This is a genomic window from Halorhabdus sp. SVX81 (assembly GCF_029207715.1).
GTDB lineage: Archaea > Halobacteriota > Halobacteria > Halobacteriales > Haloarculaceae > Halorhabdus.
Genome location: NZ_CP104322.1, coordinates 2,758,803 through 2,777,474, shown reverse-complemented (window position 1 = coordinate 2,777,474; position 18,672 = coordinate 2,758,803). Strand labels below are relative to the sequence as shown.

Sequence of the window (18,672 nt, the reverse complement as noted above, 5' to 3'; positions counted from 1 at the left end):
CCTGTTTGACTGTACAATGCGGCTCCAACCACAGTGGCCATGCGCCAACTGTCGGTCCCGACTGGCCCCATTCCTCGCCGGTGAGGCGATTTGAATGGCGGACGACGCGCCCTCGCTGGACCGGCGGGCGTTGCTCGGTGCCGTCGCGACGGGAGCAGCAGCTTCACTCGCCGGCTGCTCGGTTCTCGAATCGGGTGCGGACGCGACAGTCGAGTCGGTCGCGGACGAGCGGGCGCGCTCGCTCGCCGAACAGTTCGCGCCGGCGCTTTACTTCGACCGCAACGAGCGGTGGTTCCCGACCGATCCGCGGGCCTACGAGAGCCGGCAGGACGGTCGGACCGTCGTCGACGGCTTCGACGCGCTCGAGGGGTACGTTCGGGCGGGCGGCAGCGACGATCCGCCGGCACCGACGGCGTTCTATCACGTCGTCGAGTACGCAGCGTCGCCGCTTGCGGTCGTCCAGTTCTGGCTCTATTCCGCGTTCGATCAGTTCACGACCAACTTCCACTGGCACGACTGGGAAGTGCTGCAGGTCTTCATCGATACGGAGACCGACGAGCCACAGCTGTACGTCGCCAGTTCCCATTCGCGATCCGTGCCGAACAACGAGTACCTCGACCCCGACCCGGACCGACGGCCGCGCGTCCTCTCGGAGCTGGGATCCCATTCGAGCGGGCTCTCGGTCAACGACGACGCCGATTCCTTCCAGCGACTGGCCTTCGACGACAGCGGCGCGGACATCACCAACAGTCTTCTCGAGGGAATAGAGAACATCGCGTCGATCCCGCTGGCGTATGGACTTCCCCGCGACGAGGGACTGCGACTCCCGTTCGTCGTCCCGGAACTCGATGGCGACCCGCTGGTCGAGCACGACCGCCTCCCCTCGGTCGACGCCTCGAACCTCCTGCCGGATGGACTCACGATCCGGTCGTTCGACGACCTGACGTCGCCGCCGACGGAGCTGCCAGCGCGGGAGACGGGTATTCACTTTGAGTATGCGGGTCGCGACGGCGTCGACGCCGACCGGACCTACGATCTGGTTTCGAGTGCCGAACTCGAACACATCGATGACTTCACCGGCCCACAGTTGAGCTTCGAGTTCGCCATCCCCGAGTTCGCCGAGGATCAGATCGCCAGCCACATCACGACGACCGGGGTCCCCTGGGCGGACGACCGCTACGACCAGCCTGCCAGCGACATCAGCGAGACGGACCACCGGCAAGCGCTGGCCGACCGCTACGAGGCCATCGGCGACCCGTCGCCGGTGAACCAGGTGGTTGCAGGGGTGACCAACGCCGTCGCGGCCGAGGACGCCCCCGAAGACGAGGGACTCACGACCGTCCCCTCCCCGCTTGAGCTGTTTGCCCTCTTCGAGAGCGAGCCCGAAGCCGTGCCAACCTTCCAGGGCATCGCCGTCATCCAGGATGTCCCCGCGGGCGAGCACCGCCTTTCCATCAACGGCGCTGGTGTCGCACCCCACAGCGAGCCTGTCACTGTCGCGGACGGCAGCGGCACGACCGTCGCAGGATCGGCGGGTGAGATTCCGGTGGTAGCGCGCGAAAACGCGACGAAACTGGAGATCGACCCCGACGGGGCCGACAGCGACCTCGATCGCCTCGCCGTCGAGGACGACTTCGCCGGCCGGCTCTACGACGCGCCGCTTTCGGGCCCCGACGCCGTCTATCTCCACCGCGGCGGGGCCTTCACGACCGAGGTTCGGGACACCGACGACGAGGTCGGTGCGTTCCGCGTCAATCCCGGCGAGGAGGCGCGCACGCGTCTCGACGCACCCCGGACAGGAAAGGAGTCGCTCGCGACGTATCTGGTCGCCCTCGCCGAGGAGACGCGGGCAGCGGTGGCGGCCGTCGCCGAGGAGGTCGATGGCGATTCCGACGACGGCGATGCCGACGACGCAGGGGGATCCGGAACCGACGCGGACGGAGCCGACGGTCAGGGCGGTCCCGTCCGGGGGCTGGTGTCAGTGCTCGACGCCATCGTCGACGCGGCCCGGTGGGCGGCCGAACGGGCGGTGGCCGGCGACCGGGGTAACGCGGATCGCCAGCTCGAGGCGGTGGCGACCCGACTCGACCGCGTCGAAACCCGCATCGAGGCGGCTCGGGGCTCGCTTCCGGACGAGTTGGCCAACGCTGCCGAGCATCGACTCGAGCAGGCCCGGCGACGGACCGACCAAGCGAAGAACGCCGAGAAGCTCTGACCGGGCGGCTGAACGACGCCGGAGTTTGTCGGCCTGATTGCGGCTTGTGGTTCTGCCTCCAACAGAGTGCCGCCTCCGGATTGTGAACCACGCCCAGAAATGCTCGCTTCGCTGCGCCTTTCTGGTCTAGTTCAAATCACGGTCGGGGGACGTTTTCACTGCTCCCTTCGGTCGCAATAAAATGCCGCCTCCCGGATTTGAACTGGTAGTTCACATGCCCTAATTTAAAGAGGGTTGGGACACATCTACCTGTATGACCGATCCGGACACGCAAATCGAGAACATGCGCGAGCGGATTCGAGAGTCTGAGGACATCAGCGACGCCGATCGAGACGTTCTCCTGGAGTTCAGCGACGAACTCTACCTTCTCCAGCAGCAGTACAGCGATCACCGACACCTGAAGCTTCTCAGCCACTGCACGAACATGGCCGAAAAGGTCGGCGGGCTTGCCGACGCACTCGCGGATCGAGACGCCGCCGAGGAACTCGTTCGGTGGATCAATCGTACCTACGACAACGTCGAGACCAACCGGGACTTCCGGGTCGCGATTCGGGTTTTCGGTCGTCGGGTGACCGACGGGGACGACGACCCGCCCGAAAGCATCGACTGGATTCCGTCCGGGACGCCGCGGAACTACGATCCAGCGCCGAACCCCGGCGACATGCTCCACTGGGAAGAAGACGTCCTCCCGATGATCGAGGCGACGAACCACAGCCGGGACGCCGCGCTGATCGCCGTCGCGTGGGACTCCGGTGCGCGCAGTGGCGAAATCCGGAGTCTCACCATCGGCGATGTCGCCGACCACCGCCACGGCTATCAGCTTACGTTCCAGGGCAAGACCGGTCAGCGGACGGTCACGCTGATACCCTCGGTCCCGTACCTCCAGCGCTGGCTCGCCGATCATCCCGCGCGGGACGATCCGAACGCGCCGCTGTGGTGTAAGCTGAACCGTGCCGAGGAGTTCTCCTACCGAATGTTCACGAAGATCCTCGAGGGCGCCGCCGAGGACGCGGGCGTGAACAAGCCCGTCACGTTCACCAACTTCCGGAAGAGTTCCGCGAGTTATCTCGCCTCGCAGGGGATGAACCAGGCCCACATCGAGGATCACCACGGGTGGGTCCGCGGCAGCGACGTCGCCGCCCGCTACGTCAGCGTCTTCGGCGAGGACGCCGACCGCGAACTCGCGAAGATCCACGGCGCCGAGATCGACGAGGACGACGAACCCGACCCCATCGCGCCGATGGACTGTCCGCGCTGCGGGAAGGAGACGCCCCGCGAGAAGGACTTCTGTGTCTGGTGCGGCCAGGCGACCTCCCACGACGCCGTCGAGGAGATCAAGGCCGAAGAGCAGGACCTCCGGGACTCCATTCTGACCCTCATCAAGGAGGATCCCGAGCTCCTCGACGACATCGAGAAGGCCCAGGAGGCGATGACGGTCTTCGAGAACCGGCCCGATCTCCTCGAAGACGCCGAACGATTCCGTGAAGCGCTGAGCGACAGTTGACATTCGGGTTGCACCCGGCGCTCGTACGCTGTAAGAGTGGGTAAGATCGGGCGTGGTGGTTCCGGAGGTGCCAGAAGCGGTCGAGTGCTTCTATTTTAGTCCTTTACCGCGGGCTCACCGTACTCATCGCCAAATTCAATAAAATGCTCTTTGAGAATTTCGAATCCTTCTTTGACAGCGGATCCACTATCAACAGGGATATAGAACAGTCCAAGATCATCGTTCCAGAGATCATCATCGAACTGGATGGCATCCCATTTGTCGTCTTGCTTGGTTTGCTGTCGAATCTGGTCGTACTCAGCTCTATCAAGATTCTTTATCTTGTAGAATATAATGCATAAGCTCCCATCTGAATGCTCGTCGTGCCGATGGACTTCTGGTTGCGTCCATTCGATACAGACATGGAATTTTAGCTGGTCGCCAGACGCATTAACTCGGGCTATCTTCGTATCCAGGCGTATATGCCCCAATGGCTCCGTCCTTCGTCTCGTCTGATTCTTCGCCTGATCGAGATCGTCGGGGAACCACGCAGGTTTGGCCTCAATTACGTCTTTTGAGACGTTCTTGAGTACGGTGAACATCTCCTCCTCAAACTCTTTATATAATCGAACAGCCTTCAAATACCGATCATTTTGGATGCCTTTGCTGATGAATTCCTCATTCATGGGTAGTATCCTTCGCTAACAACGCTTCAAGATAGCGGATTTGCCTTTCAGGGTCAAGTGCAACGAGCCGGTGGAGATTCTCCGATGACGATGTATTGTTGCTACCCGTCTCGGAATCGATGAATTCCATGGAGTGAAGATCAAGTATTCGCTGTTCAATGAGCGTAACGAACAGGTAGGCACTCGCCTGCCAGTGGCTGTCTGGTTCGTCCCCTTCAGTCAATATCCATCGAAGAGCATGGCTTACATCTTGCCAATAGCGGACTTCCACTGAAGGGTCATTCTGGGATCGAATTGTGGGTCGGGTTTGCTCGTCAGTGATCAAGTCATCACTGAATGTCTGGCGCAATCGCGGGCTATTCACTCGTCGTAACAATAGTATGTGTGTCCACGTCTGGTTTTCCTTTTCCTCTATGAGCCTGGCTGTCTCGGGTGTCTTCCCATAGTTTGAATCCCCGTTTTTCACCTCAATGGAGACGGCAGTATCTGGATACTTTACGAGTATATCAATACGACGCGTCGATTTGTTATCCGAGAATTCGACCTCACGACGAACCGTCTCCGGTGGCTTGTTTGGAAGACCCAATAATTCCGCCACGAATGGACCAGTCGATGTTCGCAGAAGGTGGGCGAGCCACTGTGACCAATCTTCTTCGTCGATAGTGGTCCGCAAGGGGCCTTCGTAAGTGCTGTTTGGTCCCCAATTTGCGGAGAGTGGATCCGCATTGAAGGCACCCATTCGATTGTTCCAGCGGTCCCGAACTGTCGTCAACAGATTTTCAAGCCGGTTGAGCTGAGGTAATTGTTGTTCTACATATCCATCCCAGAATGCATCCACCGTCTTCCATTCATCGGCTTCTGAACTGTCCGGAAGAGCCTGTAGTGGTGTCGGGCCAATGAGGGTATCGTGATCTCTGATGAACCCTTCCCAGAACTCGTCAATAGCGCCCCAGTCTAAGCGCATGAGTGTCTATTACTCAATATGGTTTGATTATTCATAGAGTCTATATTTATTGTACCAACCGACCAGTTACGATAATAGTACGCTGAAGATCAATCATTAACCCTTGCAAATACTATCGCCACCGGTCAAACGCTGGCAATAGCATGGATTGTATGGCTCTGAATAGGGTATAGTGGTATATCTGCTCTTTGTATCTTGTATGCTATGCGTTGCCAATGTCGGAAATATCGCTAATTCCCCGTTTAGTTCAGTATGATGTTCAGAGTATTTCTATTTCTGATCGGGAGTCCCTCCGGCTGATCTTGTACAGTGGCACTCCTCACGTCGCGAACGATATACCGGAAACAGGGCGCGAAAACTCACATCAGGTCAGCACTTCGCGACCGGTCTCCAGTTCCTGGACGACCTGATCGAGTTCTGGATCGGACAATCCACGGATGAGCAGCGCCGCCGCGTAGGCCCGGATCTCGATGCTGCTGCCATGCCGGAGGATGTACTCGAGTTGGTCGCGGTTCTCCCGGGCGTACTTCCGGGTCGATTCCGGCACGTCGCCGGTCACGAGGCGTTCACCTCGATTGGGTCGATCCTATCGCCGGTTTCCGGGTCTCGCAGCGAGTCGAACTCGGGGTTTGCGCCGTGGAGACGGCTACAGTCGTGACACCAGTAGTGGCCGTTCGACCGCGTCCACGCCGTATGGCCGTTTGGACAGACTGGTCGATCGAAGCCGTCCCCGAACGCAGGGTCATTTCGGGACATTGCAAATCAACGTGGGACTGCCAGAAACGTAAGCGAAGGCGCGCTACTTCCGGAATTTCACGAGTTCGCTGATCGGAGATATTCGCGAGACAGCCGGCAGAAAGCCCTCCATCATCGCCCCCTTCTCGGGATGCCTGATTGAGAAGACAATCAGACCGATGCGCTGATCTCAGTCGTCGCGAGCGTCCGTGCGAGCAAGGACAGGTCCTCGCGATAGTCGAGCGGTTCGAGCCAGCGATCGGGTAGTGACTCCACTCCGAATCGCGCACCTGCAACAGCACCAGCCACGGCACCGATGGTGTCCGTATCGCCACCGCGATTCACGGCCGACACGATCGCCGCTTCGGCCGAGTCCGCAGTCAACGCGTCGTATAGCGCCGTCTGCAGCGTGTAGACGACGTAGCCGCTGGTTTCGAGGCTGCCCTCGTCGATCAGATCCGGGACCAACCGAAGCGTCTCGACCAGTTCGTCCGGCGCCTCACTATCCACACCAGCGAACGCGTCACCGAACGGATCATCCTCGCCGCGGAGATATCCGGCGATCGTCTCGTTCAGGATGGCACAGCCGTACTGACACCGTGGGTCGTAATGGGTGATCGCCGAGGACTGCGTGCTCACCGTGGCGAGCGTGTCGGGGTCGTCGGCAAACGCGATCGCGTGGGGCGCACATCGCATGACGCTCCCGTTCCCGGCGTTCGATCCTTCGGCGCGGTGTTGCCAGACTGCTCGACCGGCCGACCGCCAGTCCGTCCCGTGGCTGTACTCCCGGAGTGCGTCGGCGGTCATCAACCCGATATCGAACGGATCGGTCTCGAACCACTCCAGAAACCGGTCGGCGATATCCTGGCCGTCGAAGCGTTCGTTCTCGACGAGACTCCGTGCGATCCGGAGTGCCAGTTCGGTATCGTCGGTGACGGTCCCCGCTGGCTTGCCGTGCGTGCCGTTTGCGAGCATCTCCGTGACGGTGCCGTGCTCTCGATCGATCTCGTCGCCGGACCTGAATTCGAGCGGTCGTCCGAGTGCGTCACCGCAGGCCAACCCGAGGAGAACGCCTTCGGCAGCGTCGGTCGAAACCATGGGCGAACCCACGATGACCAGTCCGTTAAACCCACTCCCACTCGGCAACTCCGATCCCACTGTCGCCGGATCACCGATTCCCTTGCTCTCGCCCGTGGATCGTCGTTGACTTCGTGAAGTGGATCTCCCGATCACCGTTGTACTCGCTGACTTCGACCTCGTCGAAGACGTACGTCGCCCCCTCTTCCACGACTGGTGGGTCAGTTCGCGCCCACGAGACGAACTTGATCCGGCCACTCTCGTCCTCGAGCAAGCCCGCCTGTGCCTGGCTTTCGTGCGGGTCGTCCCACAGCGTGGCCACCGTCGCAGTGATGCGCACTCGCTCGCCGACCTCACCGGGATCGACGACGCTCTCACTCCGTGCGAGGCATTCGCCAATTTCGTCGAGAAACGCGGACTCCTCGCCCGCCTTCGTCAGCAGATCGAGCGTCGCTTCCGAGCGCGTCAGGGCGACGTAGAAGAGGCGTCGCTCCTCGGCTTCGGTGTTCGCCGAGACGTCACGGACAGGGTTCAATAGCTCGTTGTTGCGGACCTCGGGTGCAAACCCGTCCTCGCCCCGAGCCACGTTGAGGAGAATCACGTGCGGTGCCTCGCGTCCTTTCGCCTGGTGGGCGGAGAAGACCGACACGCCAGCGTCGTTCCCGGCCGTTGCACCGTGGGGCCGATATCGGTCGCCGTCTGCTTTCCCGTCGTAGGGGATGCTCCGTTCTTCGAGCGCCTCCTTGACCTGCTCGACGAACGGCGCCCCGCTATCGTACCGCGAGAGGATCATCACGTCCTCTGGATCACTGCCCTCGTTCAGGTACTGCTCGACGAGAGTCGCCGCGTATTCGCCGACTCGGTCCGCATATTGCCACTCGTCGTACCCGTCGAGCACGTGGAGCCGTGGTGTCGTCTCCCGGCCACTGCAGGCCACGGGGCGCTTCTCGATCTGCGTGGGATTGTTCGCGATCAGGTCTGTACTCGCGTCCAGGACGGTCTCCGGACAGCGATAGGTCTCGCGGAGTTCCGTGATCGCTGCCGGCCCGAAGTATTCCTCGAAGTCCACGAAATACTCGACGACAGCGCCACGGAACGCGTAGATGCTCTGCCAGTCGTCACCGACGCAGAAGAGGTGCGGTGCGTCGGGCCCGTCGGTCAACGCGTCGAGCAGTCTGATCTGACTGATCGCGACGTCCTGAAACTCGTCGACGAGGACGTGCTCGAACTGCGACTGAAACCGGTCCGGATCCTCGCGAACGGCCGCGACGGCGTCATAGATCATGTCGTCGAAGTCCACGAGACCGTTCCGTCGCTTCCAGTCTTTGTACTCCTCGAGGAGGATCGACCCACAGACACCGAAGTGATACTCGCGGGGATCGTGCCGGGACAGATCGTCTCGGATCTCGTCGGGATCGGTATCGAAGGTCCCGGCGTTGTCGATGAACTTCGCGAAGAGTCCGACGAGGTGTCGCTCGCGCTCGTGGTCGTCGAGAGCGTGATCGACGAGGTCGTCGAAACTCATCGGATCCAGTCGAACGCCACGTCTCGCGAGACGATGGGTGAGGGCTTTCTCCAGGGTGCCGGCCCAGTATTCGAAATCGTAGGTTTCGACCAGGGTGTGGTCACTCGAAGCGAACTGCTGGCGTGCCCACGCGAGTTTCTCGCGGTACTCCTCGCTGGTCCAGGAAAACCACGGCGCGACGTCACCGCTTTCGTCGATCCCCCAGTGTTCGATAGTGATGTCGTATGCGGGCAGATGGAAATCCGGACTGTAGACGTCCCTGTCCTCGCCCGTCTCGGCCCATTCGGCGATCGCCTCGTACTGATACTCGACGTCGTGCGTGAACAGGAAGTCCGCGATGGCCTTCTCGGCCTGCGATGCGACCGTTTCGCCGGCGAGCGTCTCGTAGGACCGCTCGGACCGCGCCCGGACGTACTCGGTTCGCGATTCGTGATCGTCGGGGACTGGCGTCTCGGTCGAGTAGTGGGTCAGAAACTGGCGATAGTGCCGGGTGAACGTGGGATCGCCTCCATCGAGCTTTTCTCGGATCCGTTCCTCGACGAAGTTCCGGCGGTCGCGATCGTCGATCGTCGAGCGATTCCCGTCCGTCGCCTGCCGTGCGATCCCGTTGGCGAAGCTGTGGATCGTCTCCACGGTGACCTCGGTGATGTCGAATCGCTCTGCGAGACGGTTCTGAATCTCGTCTCTGGCGTTTCGGGTGAGTGTGACGGCTGCGATCTGGTCGGGATCGACACCTCGTTCGATGAGGTAGGTGATCCGATGCGTGAGGACGAGTGTCTTCCCGGTCCCCGCGCCGGCGATGACCTGATTGTACTCGTCGTTCCGGACGACCGCTTTTCGCTGGTCGCGATTCAGGTCGTGGCCCGCCTCGTCGATGTCGGTGAAGAGGTCCTCGTACTGCTCCAGTTGTCGCTCGACGAACGACTCGTTGTATCCGTCGAGATGGTCTGTAATTGCCTGTAGTTCCGATCTGATCGAGTCCAACCGACCGCGGTCTTCGTCCGCGTAGGGGAACGGCCACGTCGTCGATCGAAGTTCGTCGTACTCGTCGATCGCACGCCGATGGCTGTCGGTGAACTCGCGTCGTTCCCGCGTCGTCAAGTACTGCTCACCGTCAAGGAGCGCTGCTTGTTCCTCGTTCAGAGAGGCGAGTTCGTCTTCGAGAGTCGCAAGTGCTGATTCGAATTCGCGACGTCGTTCGTCTGGATTGCCGAGAAACAATCGAACGAGTGGTCTGGGGGCATACCGACGGAACAGACGAACCGGCAGTGACGGCTCGTCGATCGGTTCGATTTCCTCTTCCCCGACGGTTCCCATAGCGGAATTTCTCTCGACGATCCTAAATAAACGTCCGGCACCTCGGCGACCGGTATGGATCCGCGTCAAAAGGAACCTAATATAGACCCGATCATGAGGTATTGTGTTCTATGAGTGGGGTGAAACAGTTACTCAGTAGATATGCGTATGGACCACTGGAAAATATTCCTATTTGGATATATTCTGCTAGCAGTGCAAGGTACAGTGCGCATATTCAGCAAATCGATGGGATGAAGTGGCCTATGAGTGCAGTGGCCCCCGTCTTTGAGGGTTAGACGACGGAATAAGGTAGTTTGTCTGGGGCCGTGGTCTCCAGAGGCCCCAGTCAGTTCGCAAGTCAGCACTACGACGACCTCAAATCGAGTATCAAGCGACAGTCCCTCCAAAACGAATCTACATCCCCTCGCAAGACCCGCCGTTGGAGGAGTAACCATACTGCGTTTCCAAGATTAGAATTCCCCGTGAATCTGAGCAAAATCTTTGTGTAACCACAGTAATTACTCCACATGGAATGGGGATCAACTCACATCCTATATCGCTCTGAGAATTACTTAGCGCGGCTGTATAGACAAGTCGAAGATACACCGGACGAAATCCAAATGAGAAGTGGGGAGGAGTTCCAAGCAGGAGTAGAAGGCAAGATCGGGCTGTCTGACCTTATTTCATCTTTACCCGGAGTCAAACTCGAAGGAAAGGCAACTGGCCAAGCTAAATCAATCAATGAAGAAGTTCGCATTGAGACGACGGATACCATTGATCAAGAACTAGCAGTTGCCGAGAGGCTTAAGGCCTCAAACCTCCCCTCTCTTGACTCCATTGACGAAACGAGTGTAGGAGTACCGCATTACTTTGCTGGTAGTGTTATGTTATCAAATAATATTCAGGAAGGGGGCGTTATTGTGAAACATGAGGCAGACGGTGTCACAATTACTGGGTCGACATCGGAGGATAACTGGGTTAGCCGTAGTGTTCTAAACAACCTTCTTATGAGTGAATCCAACCAAACGTACGGCTTGTTTGTTCCGTTCGATATTTCATCTCAAGACCAAGGCCTGGAAGTCACAGCACAATACATCCTAATATTATTGTTAGAAAATGAATGAGATGTCCGATGTCCCCGAAAATCCATTAGAGAGGTTGTATAGGTGGACTGAGTTCGGAGCGGCTTTAGCTAGTTTATATCGTTCTGGAAGGGTAAATCCCGATCTGCATCAAGATAATATCGGCTGGCACGATGGCCGCTTGAAAATGATTGATTATGCAGACATGGCCGACGTGACTTATCCAGCAGATGTAAAACCTACTGGAACGGCAGTAGCTTCACTCCTGCGGGGGCTTGACGAGGTACACACGAGTGCGGTTCGTTTTGGATTTCTTCACGAAGGGGGGGCTCCAGCTGGACACGTAATTGCATACCTTCGAGAGAATCAAGGACTCTCACCGCTACCAAGCGATGTGACACAGAACACCTCGAAACGTCCACCGGAACTCGAAGAGAGACAACCAGTGAACACAGAATCCAATACTTGGGTTGAATGGCGGGATACACATGAGAAAGCAAGCCTTCTGAGTGAACCACCGTCCACGATATTTCATGACTGGTACGACAGCCGCGAGGACACAAACGAACCGCAGTATGAGGACCGTCACTACGCTGAAGCACAGATGTGTGCAGGGCTTCGCGATCAACAGTTTGGGCCAGTCATTGAAGCGATAATGAATTTGCAACGCTACGCGCTGGCTACCGAACGACCTACACTAGCAGCAGGCTACGCGCGATATATTGAGAAACTAGTGTCTGACCGATCAGCCAGGTTGAGCGAGGCGGCAGCCGAAGAAGCCTCTGCTATTATTGATCAAGTAGATGAAGATATTGTCGAAACTCTTCGTATACTCAATCAGGAGCTGTCTGGATTCGAAACCGTGTGGCCAATTTATTGGTTTTGGTGTGTCGATGAAGTTCGGGCAGGAACATTCGCTCATGATAAGTGATCTTATCATTTTTTACTCGCCGAAACGAGTGCAGTGTTTCCCGGCTTTGCAATCAGCAAATTGAATGGCCCTGCTGGGGGCTCATATGTATTGTTAAGTCTTGGAGTCGGATTATCGAGCGTTGAGCGCCCAGTAACAGAACGAACGGTCTCGATAGGGCCGCTAAACACATTCACTATGGATAGATTATGAGTCGTGAGTGCCGAGGCCATAACTTTGGTGCCAATCATAGGCGGAAAGCAACACGTACCTCCGCTTACTAATCCCCTGCAGCGTTTACTTGCGTCGGGGCCACGGTTCGACAATTTCGTCCAAGGATACGCGGTGATGCACGAATCAGGTGATGAGGCTAAGGAGAAACTGGAACGAAAAGTCGACTCTAGTCGTAACCATATTGAGATGGAACTCGTGGAAGTAGTGAGGACATCTCAAAACCTGCGGAAAACCTTTCAGAGCAGGAAAAGAAGAGATGGAGTACGCAGACTACCTTATTAACGAGGGGCTGCAAAGGATAGGTAGCCGCTAGATTGGGAAACCTAGTCACTTGCAAGGTCAACCTCTGCTATTCTATCAGAAAGAAATATGACACCGCTCGACAAAAATTTACCCAAACAGCATCAATCTGGACAATAACTGATGTCAAGGCAACAAGAAATAGGGAATGAAGACGGCGATTTCGAGGAAGCACAAATCTTCTACCGACGGGTCAAATCACAGGATCGTCTTACCAGCCCTATCTCCGAGCGAATTGAGTCACCCTCCGAACTCAGCGACGTCGGCGAACTGCTTGACTACATCCGAAGTAGAAAACTACGGTACCCAATCGATGTCTCAGAAACCGAGATGGACGAACTTCCCAAAGATCTCGCTATACAGGTTCTCGAAAAGGGGCCAGAAGAAGACCCTGTTAAGTTCCTTCTTAGCCAGTTCTGCGACAGCCTTCGCAAAAGGCAACGTCAGGCCAACAAGTACGCGATGCTGATCCACATCGGCCAGCAATTCCTCCTCGCACACGTCCGAGCCGAACGTGGAATGTCGATCAAAGAGGAAGAAGGCGAAATCGAACTAATCAGACGCTTCCTCGACGTCGACAACATCCTATCAGCTGCTCTCTTCGAAAGAACCAATGACGGCGTAATCAAATTCTCACACTTCACCGACACTGGATCAGACTCCTTCAGAGCCTTTCTTGGGGTCACAAAGCGCAAATTCCACTACCAGAAAAAGAACGTCCAAATCATCACCTACTACAAGGGAAAGACTGGACTTGAGTGCAAATTCGAGTTCACCAACGAAGAGTTCGAGGACAAATGGCTCAACGGAAGCGAACTGACACTTCGAGGAGAACAGTTCGCATTCAACGACGAACGCCCACACCTCATCAAAGAAATTCGTTGGGGCGGCGAGCAATACGAATCCCCTCGTTCATTCAAGAGCGATTTCAAAGAATACAGCTTCAGTCTTGACGGAGAGCGCCGACGCTACCAGGACCTACTTGACCTCGATTCTCCAGAGGGATCCTCCGTCTCAATATTCGACAACGATGTTGAGAAGGCGGAAGACAAGCAGGATCGAGTCGAGATCTACTATGAAGACGAAGATACGCGAGTCCTCGACAAAGGAAGCCTGCCAGACAACCTATACGTCATCTACGCGAACGGCAAGATAGATCTTAACAGCAGTTTTGCGGACCATATCTTCGCAGATATCATCAACGGAGCAGAAATCTCGCTCTTCCATCCCTCTCAGTCCGCTGCCGCCAATGAGTTCACAGTTAACACTATCACCTTCCTCAACATCGACGAAGATCAGATAACACCAGAACTCCGGCAATTTGCCGAAACCACGCACGAACATATCGTGAACCTCAGCGGAGAAACAGCCAGCCGTTGTCTAACCTACCTGCTACTGCACGTTCTCTCCCGAGAACTTGGCAATCAGTTCCAGAACGGGATAACCCAGCTCATCAACATCAACCATGGCTCAGCCCGGAACCGGGATGTTGTCTCCAGTAAAGAAAACGAATACGGCGGACTCATCGAATACAAGAACAAGAAAGACCTCGAGAAGGACGACGCCGCCTCTGAAATCGTCTCCAACATCAAAACCAAGCTGAAAGATTCCAGTGAGAAAGTCTTCCTCTGGGGGATCCCGGAACAGACCCGAGAGCTTGACGGCCTCAACACACAATCCTGGAACGACGACAGAGTGACCAATATCGAGGAGCGCGTCAACGAACAGCTACAGGAAGACAACTTCGACTACACCGACTACCATATGCAGATCATCCCTCTCGGAGACAACGGTGACCGCTGGATCATCGCCGGACTGATCTACTGACATCATGAGAAGCGATCCCCTGGTCAAGCTATTCACCAAAGGCAGGCTCCGAAAAGAGCTCGAGTCTCGAAAGGACCAGGCCCAGGAGCACATTATTGACGAAGATGACCAAACCATCCTGACGGCTAACGAGCAACAGTATATCGACCAGGTCGTGGAGAAATATTCTGTTGACCCGCCAGTCATCCAGTTCGACGAACGCTACGCAGAACCCGAAGGATCCGGCCCTGACTCCCAGATCGTCGTCTACTTCCCCTACACCGGAAACCAGGAAATGCTCTACAAGAAGCCAAGTAGCCACAAGAGCAACATCGGGATCTACGATTTCTACGTCGGCAGCGACCACATCTACCACAAGATCGACGCCCACCGCAAGGACAGCGACTCACTCGACACAGAAATCCAGAGAGTTACCCAGTACCTCCGAGACCACGCGAAACCTGTCGCCAAGCAGGTCCGGAAATTCAACGCAGATCTCCGAGACCAGGTCACCCGCTGGTTCGAGGAACATAAGGAAGATACCCGAGAGAAACACGACGAGTTCTCCGACCTCGACATCCCCATTAAAAAGCGAGACGAAGTCCCAGAGACCTTCTCCGTACCAGGGCCCGAATCCCGGAAACAAGTCTCTCTCAGCGACAGCAATTCCACCGAGTTCAAAGAAAGCGGAGAGCTGGAACCAGAACTTGACACCGAGATCTACCGCGAAATACTCCAAGTCATCTACGATGTCGGGAAAGGATTCGAGCGCTCACCACACCTATTCCAAGACAAAGGAGAAGAAGACCTCAGAGACTACATCCTATTCTTCCTCGAAGCCCACTTCGAAGGCTCAGTCACCGGAGAAACCTTCAACAAGAACGGGAAGACAGACATCCTCTACCGCTACGACAACAGCAACCTGTTCGTAGCAGAATGCGGCATCTGGGACGGCCCAAAGTGGTGCAACGACAAACTCAACCAGCTACTCAGCTACCTCACCTGGCGAGAATCCAAAGCCTCCCTCATTATCTTCGTCAAGAGAAATGAAATCACTCCCGTACTGGAAAAAATAGACTCCATCATCCATAACCACCCCAACTTCATAGAACACGTCAGCGAAGCCGGCGAGTCTTGGAACAACTACAAAATCCACATACCCGAAAACCCCGACAGAGAAATACACCTTGGCGTAATCGCAATACACCTTCCCAACTAAACCGGCACTTCCCTCCGACCGGAATTAGTTCGACCAATGATTCAGAACAGATCTACATTCTCCTCACTGTTCGACTTCTCCCTCTCGCCCTTTGACATTCTTCTGACTTGACTCGCCAGTATCGATTGAGCCGTATTCCTTGTAAGACCGTACTTCATGGATACTCCAGATTCAGAACGGACAATTTTGGTAAGTGAACACAGCGACGCCGGCGACTGCGAGGAACTGGAGCAGGATGCCGGTAACGAGTAACGTGACGCCCCAGATGCCGTCGGCTGCATCCTCGGCCAATGCCCGCCGGAGCGGCGGGGACTGATTCCAGTACTCGCCGGATTCGGCTGCCATACCATACGGTCCTTTCAGAAGGCCTCGTGCCAGAACGATGGCGCCGAACAGGTCAAGAGTCAACCCATAGGACTGGTTAGGGACCGCACCGCACGTTCCGATGTCGACTACGCCGATGGCCGCGAGGAGCGCGGCTGCTACGAGGAGGTAGACCTTCGTCCGTCCGGCGAAGTAGTCTAGGAATTCTTCCCGGGCTTGCCGGACTACACTTGCCGGGTCTTTCAGCCGTTCATTGGCGTCCTCCTTGACGGACTCGTTGGTGATAAAGTTCAGCAGGCGGGTGCCGATCGGATCGGTCAGTCGTCTCATGCGGCCATCAGCGGTTACGGATTTCCCTCGGGCCTCACGTGGATGTCGCCGGAGCGGACGTTGACATTGAGGTCATCGAACTCGTCACGTTCGGCTAATGCGTCTTCAAGACCACCATAGTCGATCTTCACCTTCACCGATCCCTCCGTGGTGCTCTGGGTCACACTCTGGACGGAGACGAGATCGGTCTCGGTGAGAGCGTCCTCGATGACTTGCTTGACGGTTTCCTGTGCTTCCTCGTCCCGGGTTTTAGCTCATTAAGCTGGTCGGCGAGGCCATCAGGCATCGTAACAGTTAGTTTTGGTGTCCGTCCTATTACTGTACCGGATAACGAAGAACGGCTATCCCTATCAGTCGTTCTATTGGGTCTCTGTGGTCGTGCCGACGTACACCGTCTCCTCAGCGATCAATGCGGATCATTGATCCAGTTTTCATGCGGTTCATCTGCCTCATGGGGGGTGACAAACGTCATCTCCAATTGCCAGGGATTTCCCTCAGAAAGTCCGGTTGTTCTTGCGGCTGATTCAATCGGTTTAGAGGGAAATAACGAACTTACTGTGTTGTACTCATCTTCTGTATCGGTCACGCCGGTCTTAACAGAAAGCGGTCAGATAGCGAAATATCATGTCAGTTCGTTCACCTGTATTAATCACTCTGATACTCGATCTCAGGTAGGGAACGGTTCTATGCCCCCTGTATCAGAGGAGTTGCCCTTCGAGAAAGTCGAGTAAGTCGTCGATGTCGTCACTCGACGCCGCAGACTGGCCGAACAGACTCTTGAAGCGGTGGTCCAGACCGCCCTCCGCGATGAACTCCCGTGCGTCTTCGAGTTGCGCCTGTAGAGCGTCCGGGTCGCCACGGTGGAGGTGCGTTTCGACGACATCGAGGTCGATCTCCGGGACGGCAGCCAGCACGTCCGCGAGATCGGTCGGACGGGCGCTATGGAGTTTCGCGGCGACCAGAATCTCGCCATCCGCGGTGCGCGCCGTCGTCGATTTCGACCCACCGGAAATCGTGCGTTCGGTGCTGTGGTCGCGGAGATACGCGAAGGACCACTCCGCGTCGGTCTGTCGACAGCCGAGGCCGTTCACCAGCACGTCGACGCCAACAGGATGGACGAGGTCCTCGGAGCGCTCGAACAGTTCGATCTCACGATCGTAGATGGTCTCCTCGGGCGGGACTTCGAGGGCGTCCTGGCGCTCGAAGTGATGGGCTTCGAGAAACGCGACGACTTCATCGTATTCGTCGGGCGCGATGACGAGGTCCAGATCGGTCGAGAAGCGCGTTTCGAACTGGCTGACGGCGTAGCCACCGACGAGCACGAATGCGATGTCCGACTCCTGGATATCCTCGAGCACCTCGATCAGGGCCTCGCTGCGTTCTTCCTGGCTCATGCTGGCTCCATCCGGTAGTTCGCGTCGCTATCGACCTCGTCGTACATGCGATCAAGCATGGACAGGGCCGACTGGAACGTGGCGTAGTGTTCCCGGGCGAATGCGACCGTCTCGTCCAGCGTGATGACTGGCCGGCCGTCGACCGAATCCGCATCGATCGCGTCGCGAGGTTCGACGACGACCTGGAGTGGTCCGTTGATCTCGTCGCGCGGTTGCCGCTCGCGGGAGACGGGAATATTGAACCGCTCGAAGAACCGCTCCCACGCTTCGAGGTCAGGTTCTTCGACGGCGATGAACAGGGGATAATCGTCCGGCTCCCGTGCGACCTGGTAACCGCCGCGCGTCCAGACGTACACCGCGTCGATCCCGGTAAACGCGAAGTCCATGCCGGCGAACTGCGGGAGGACATACGCTTCGGAAATCGACGGTGGTGAGACGCCTGCCGAGGCCGCGAGCAACTGCAGTCCCGCCTCTCGGACGGACTCGTCGACGACAGTGAGTCCATCGTCGTATGCGATGTACCCCTCGGCTTCCAGCCGATCGACGGTCCGGCGGATCGTTTCCCGGTTCTCGTCGATCTTCCGGGCGACGCCGACGATCGTATCGCCCGGATCAATCGCGAGTAGCGTCTTCAACGCCTTCTCCCCGCATGCAGTATACATATTTTTCTTATGGTTGCATATAGTTATGCAAGAGTAAAGTATCTTATCATTCGCTCACAGTCCAAACTCAAAGAGAAATTCATCGCCTGATAAATGAAGTCGTATATTCTTTGCCATAAGTCAGACAATAGCCAATACAACTGTTTATTTCGGAGTTGTGACTGGAACTAGATCACGGTGCCGGAATGAGATTGGCAGTTCCGAATTTGATTCAATGTCTCGAACTTTGTACGAATATGCATCTAAGTCCCTCCCGGTTGCTCTATCGAGATTATCGTTAAGAACCTCAACAACTTCACAGATCGTACCATGATATTGGGAATCGGGGTCATCCATCTTGATGTATACCTGTACTCGATCGCCGACTGAGTATGGATCATCTGAAGGCTGAGGAATCTCCTCCATGAGTAGATGATGAGTTTGGTCGCGA

General features: G+C 56.8%; 15 protein-coding genes. 6 read left to right on the top strand and 9 right to left on the bottom strand.

What is annotated here, in order from left to right:
* Positions 1-94: 94 nt before the first annotated feature.
* Together SVXhr_RS13895 and SVXhr_RS13890 are read left to right on the top strand one after the other, a co-directional pair.
* Positions 95-2,215 carry a hypothetical protein gene (locus tag SVXhr_RS13895; protein WP_275738046.1) on the top strand — a complete coding sequence of 707 codons (2,121 nt, stop codon included), beginning with the start codon at positions 95-97 and terminating at the stop codon, positions 2,213-2,215.
* 253 nt (positions 2,216-2,468) lie between these two features.
* Positions 2,469-3,719, top strand: coding sequence for a tyrosine-type recombinase/integrase (locus SVXhr_RS13890; protein WP_275738044.1), 1,251 nt, complete (start codon positions 2,469-2,471; stop codon positions 3,717-3,719).
* A gap of 95 nt (positions 3,720-3,814) precedes the next feature.
* Here SVXhr_RS13890 and SVXhr_RS13885 read toward each other — a convergent pair whose 3' ends face one another.
* The 5 genes from SVXhr_RS13885 to SVXhr_RS13865 form a co-directional block, all read right to left on the bottom strand.
* Positions 3,815-4,384, bottom strand: a complete 570-nt coding sequence (locus SVXhr_RS13885) for a hypothetical protein (protein ID WP_275738042.1) — start codon at positions 4,382-4,384, stop codon at positions 3,815-3,817.
* The gene (locus SVXhr_RS13880; protein WP_275738040.1) at positions 4,377-5,348 is read right to left on the bottom strand and encodes a hypothetical protein; all 972 of its coding nucleotides are present in this window, start codon (positions 5,346-5,348) and stop codon (positions 4,377-4,379) included. The genes SVXhr_RS13885 and SVXhr_RS13880 overlap by 8 nt, the downstream gene beginning before the upstream one ends.
* A gap of 364 nt (positions 5,349-5,712) precedes the next feature.
* Complete coding sequence (locus tag SVXhr_RS13875; RefSeq protein ID WP_275738038.1) at positions 5,713-5,907, bottom strand: hypothetical protein; 195 nt, start codon at positions 5,905-5,907, stop codon at positions 5,713-5,715.
* Between the two features lie 347 nt (positions 5,908-6,254).
* The gene (locus SVXhr_RS13870) at positions 6,255-7,181 is read right to left on the bottom strand and encodes an ADP-ribosylglycohydrolase family protein (protein WP_275738036.1); all 927 of its coding nucleotides are present in this window, start codon (positions 7,179-7,181) and stop codon (positions 6,255-6,257) included.
* Positions 7,182-7,251: 70 nt separating this feature from the next.
* Positions 7,252-10,002, bottom strand: a complete 2,751-nt coding sequence (locus SVXhr_RS13865) for a UvrD-helicase domain-containing protein (RefSeq protein ID WP_275738034.1) — start codon at positions 10,000-10,002, stop codon at positions 7,252-7,254.
* A 506-nt stretch (positions 10,003-10,508) separates the two neighbouring features.
* On the opposite strand from SVXhr_RS13865, the gene SVXhr_RS13860 reads away from it, so the two are divergent.
* From SVXhr_RS13860 to SVXhr_RS13845, 4 genes are all read left to right on the top strand, one after another.
* Entirely contained in the window at positions 10,509-11,105 is a 597-nt protein-coding gene (locus SVXhr_RS13860) for a hypothetical protein (RefSeq protein WP_275738032.1), read from the top strand.
* Positions 11,098-11,994: a hypothetical protein gene (locus SVXhr_RS13855; protein WP_275738030.1), complete on the top strand. Its 897-nt coding sequence runs from the start codon at positions 11,098-11,100 to the stop codon at positions 11,992-11,994. Before SVXhr_RS13860 ends, SVXhr_RS13855 begins: the two co-directional genes overlap by 8 nt.
* Positions 11,995-12,630: 636 nt before the next feature.
* Positions 12,631-14,334, top strand: a complete 1,704-nt coding sequence (locus tag SVXhr_RS13850) for a hypothetical protein (protein ID WP_275738028.1) — start codon at positions 12,631-12,633, stop codon at positions 14,332-14,334.
* A 4-nt stretch (positions 14,335-14,338) separates the two neighbouring features.
* On the top strand, positions 14,339-15,532 hold the full coding sequence (locus SVXhr_RS13845; protein ID WP_275738026.1) for a hypothetical protein: 1,194 nt from the start codon (positions 14,339-14,341) through the stop codon (positions 15,530-15,532).
* Between the two features lie 171 nt (positions 15,533-15,703).
* On the opposite strand, the gene SVXhr_RS13840 is transcribed toward SVXhr_RS13845, so the two are convergent.
* From SVXhr_RS13840 to SVXhr_RS13825, 4 genes are all read right to left on the bottom strand, one after another.
* Positions 15,704-16,186 (bottom strand): hypothetical protein, encoded by a 483-nt coding sequence (locus SVXhr_RS13840; RefSeq protein ID WP_275738024.1) that lies wholly within the window; start codon positions 16,184-16,186, stop codon positions 15,704-15,706.
* 14 nt (positions 16,187-16,200) lie between these two features.
* On the bottom strand, positions 16,201-16,350 hold the full coding sequence (locus SVXhr_RS13835; protein WP_275738022.1) for a hypothetical protein: 150 nt from the start codon (positions 16,348-16,350) through the stop codon (positions 16,201-16,203).
* A gap of 534 nt (positions 16,351-16,884) precedes the next feature.
* A complete protein-coding gene (locus SVXhr_RS13830) occupies positions 16,885-17,580 on the bottom strand; it encodes a hypothetical protein (RefSeq protein ID WP_275738020.1) in 696 nt (231 codons plus the stop codon).
* Positions 17,577-18,242: an RNA polymerase subunit sigma-70 gene (locus SVXhr_RS13825; RefSeq protein WP_275738018.1), complete on the bottom strand. Its 666-nt coding sequence runs from the start codon at positions 18,240-18,242 to the stop codon at positions 17,577-17,579. The genes SVXhr_RS13830 and SVXhr_RS13825 overlap by 4 nt, the downstream gene beginning before the upstream one ends.
* Positions 18,243-18,672 lie beyond the last annotated feature (430 nt).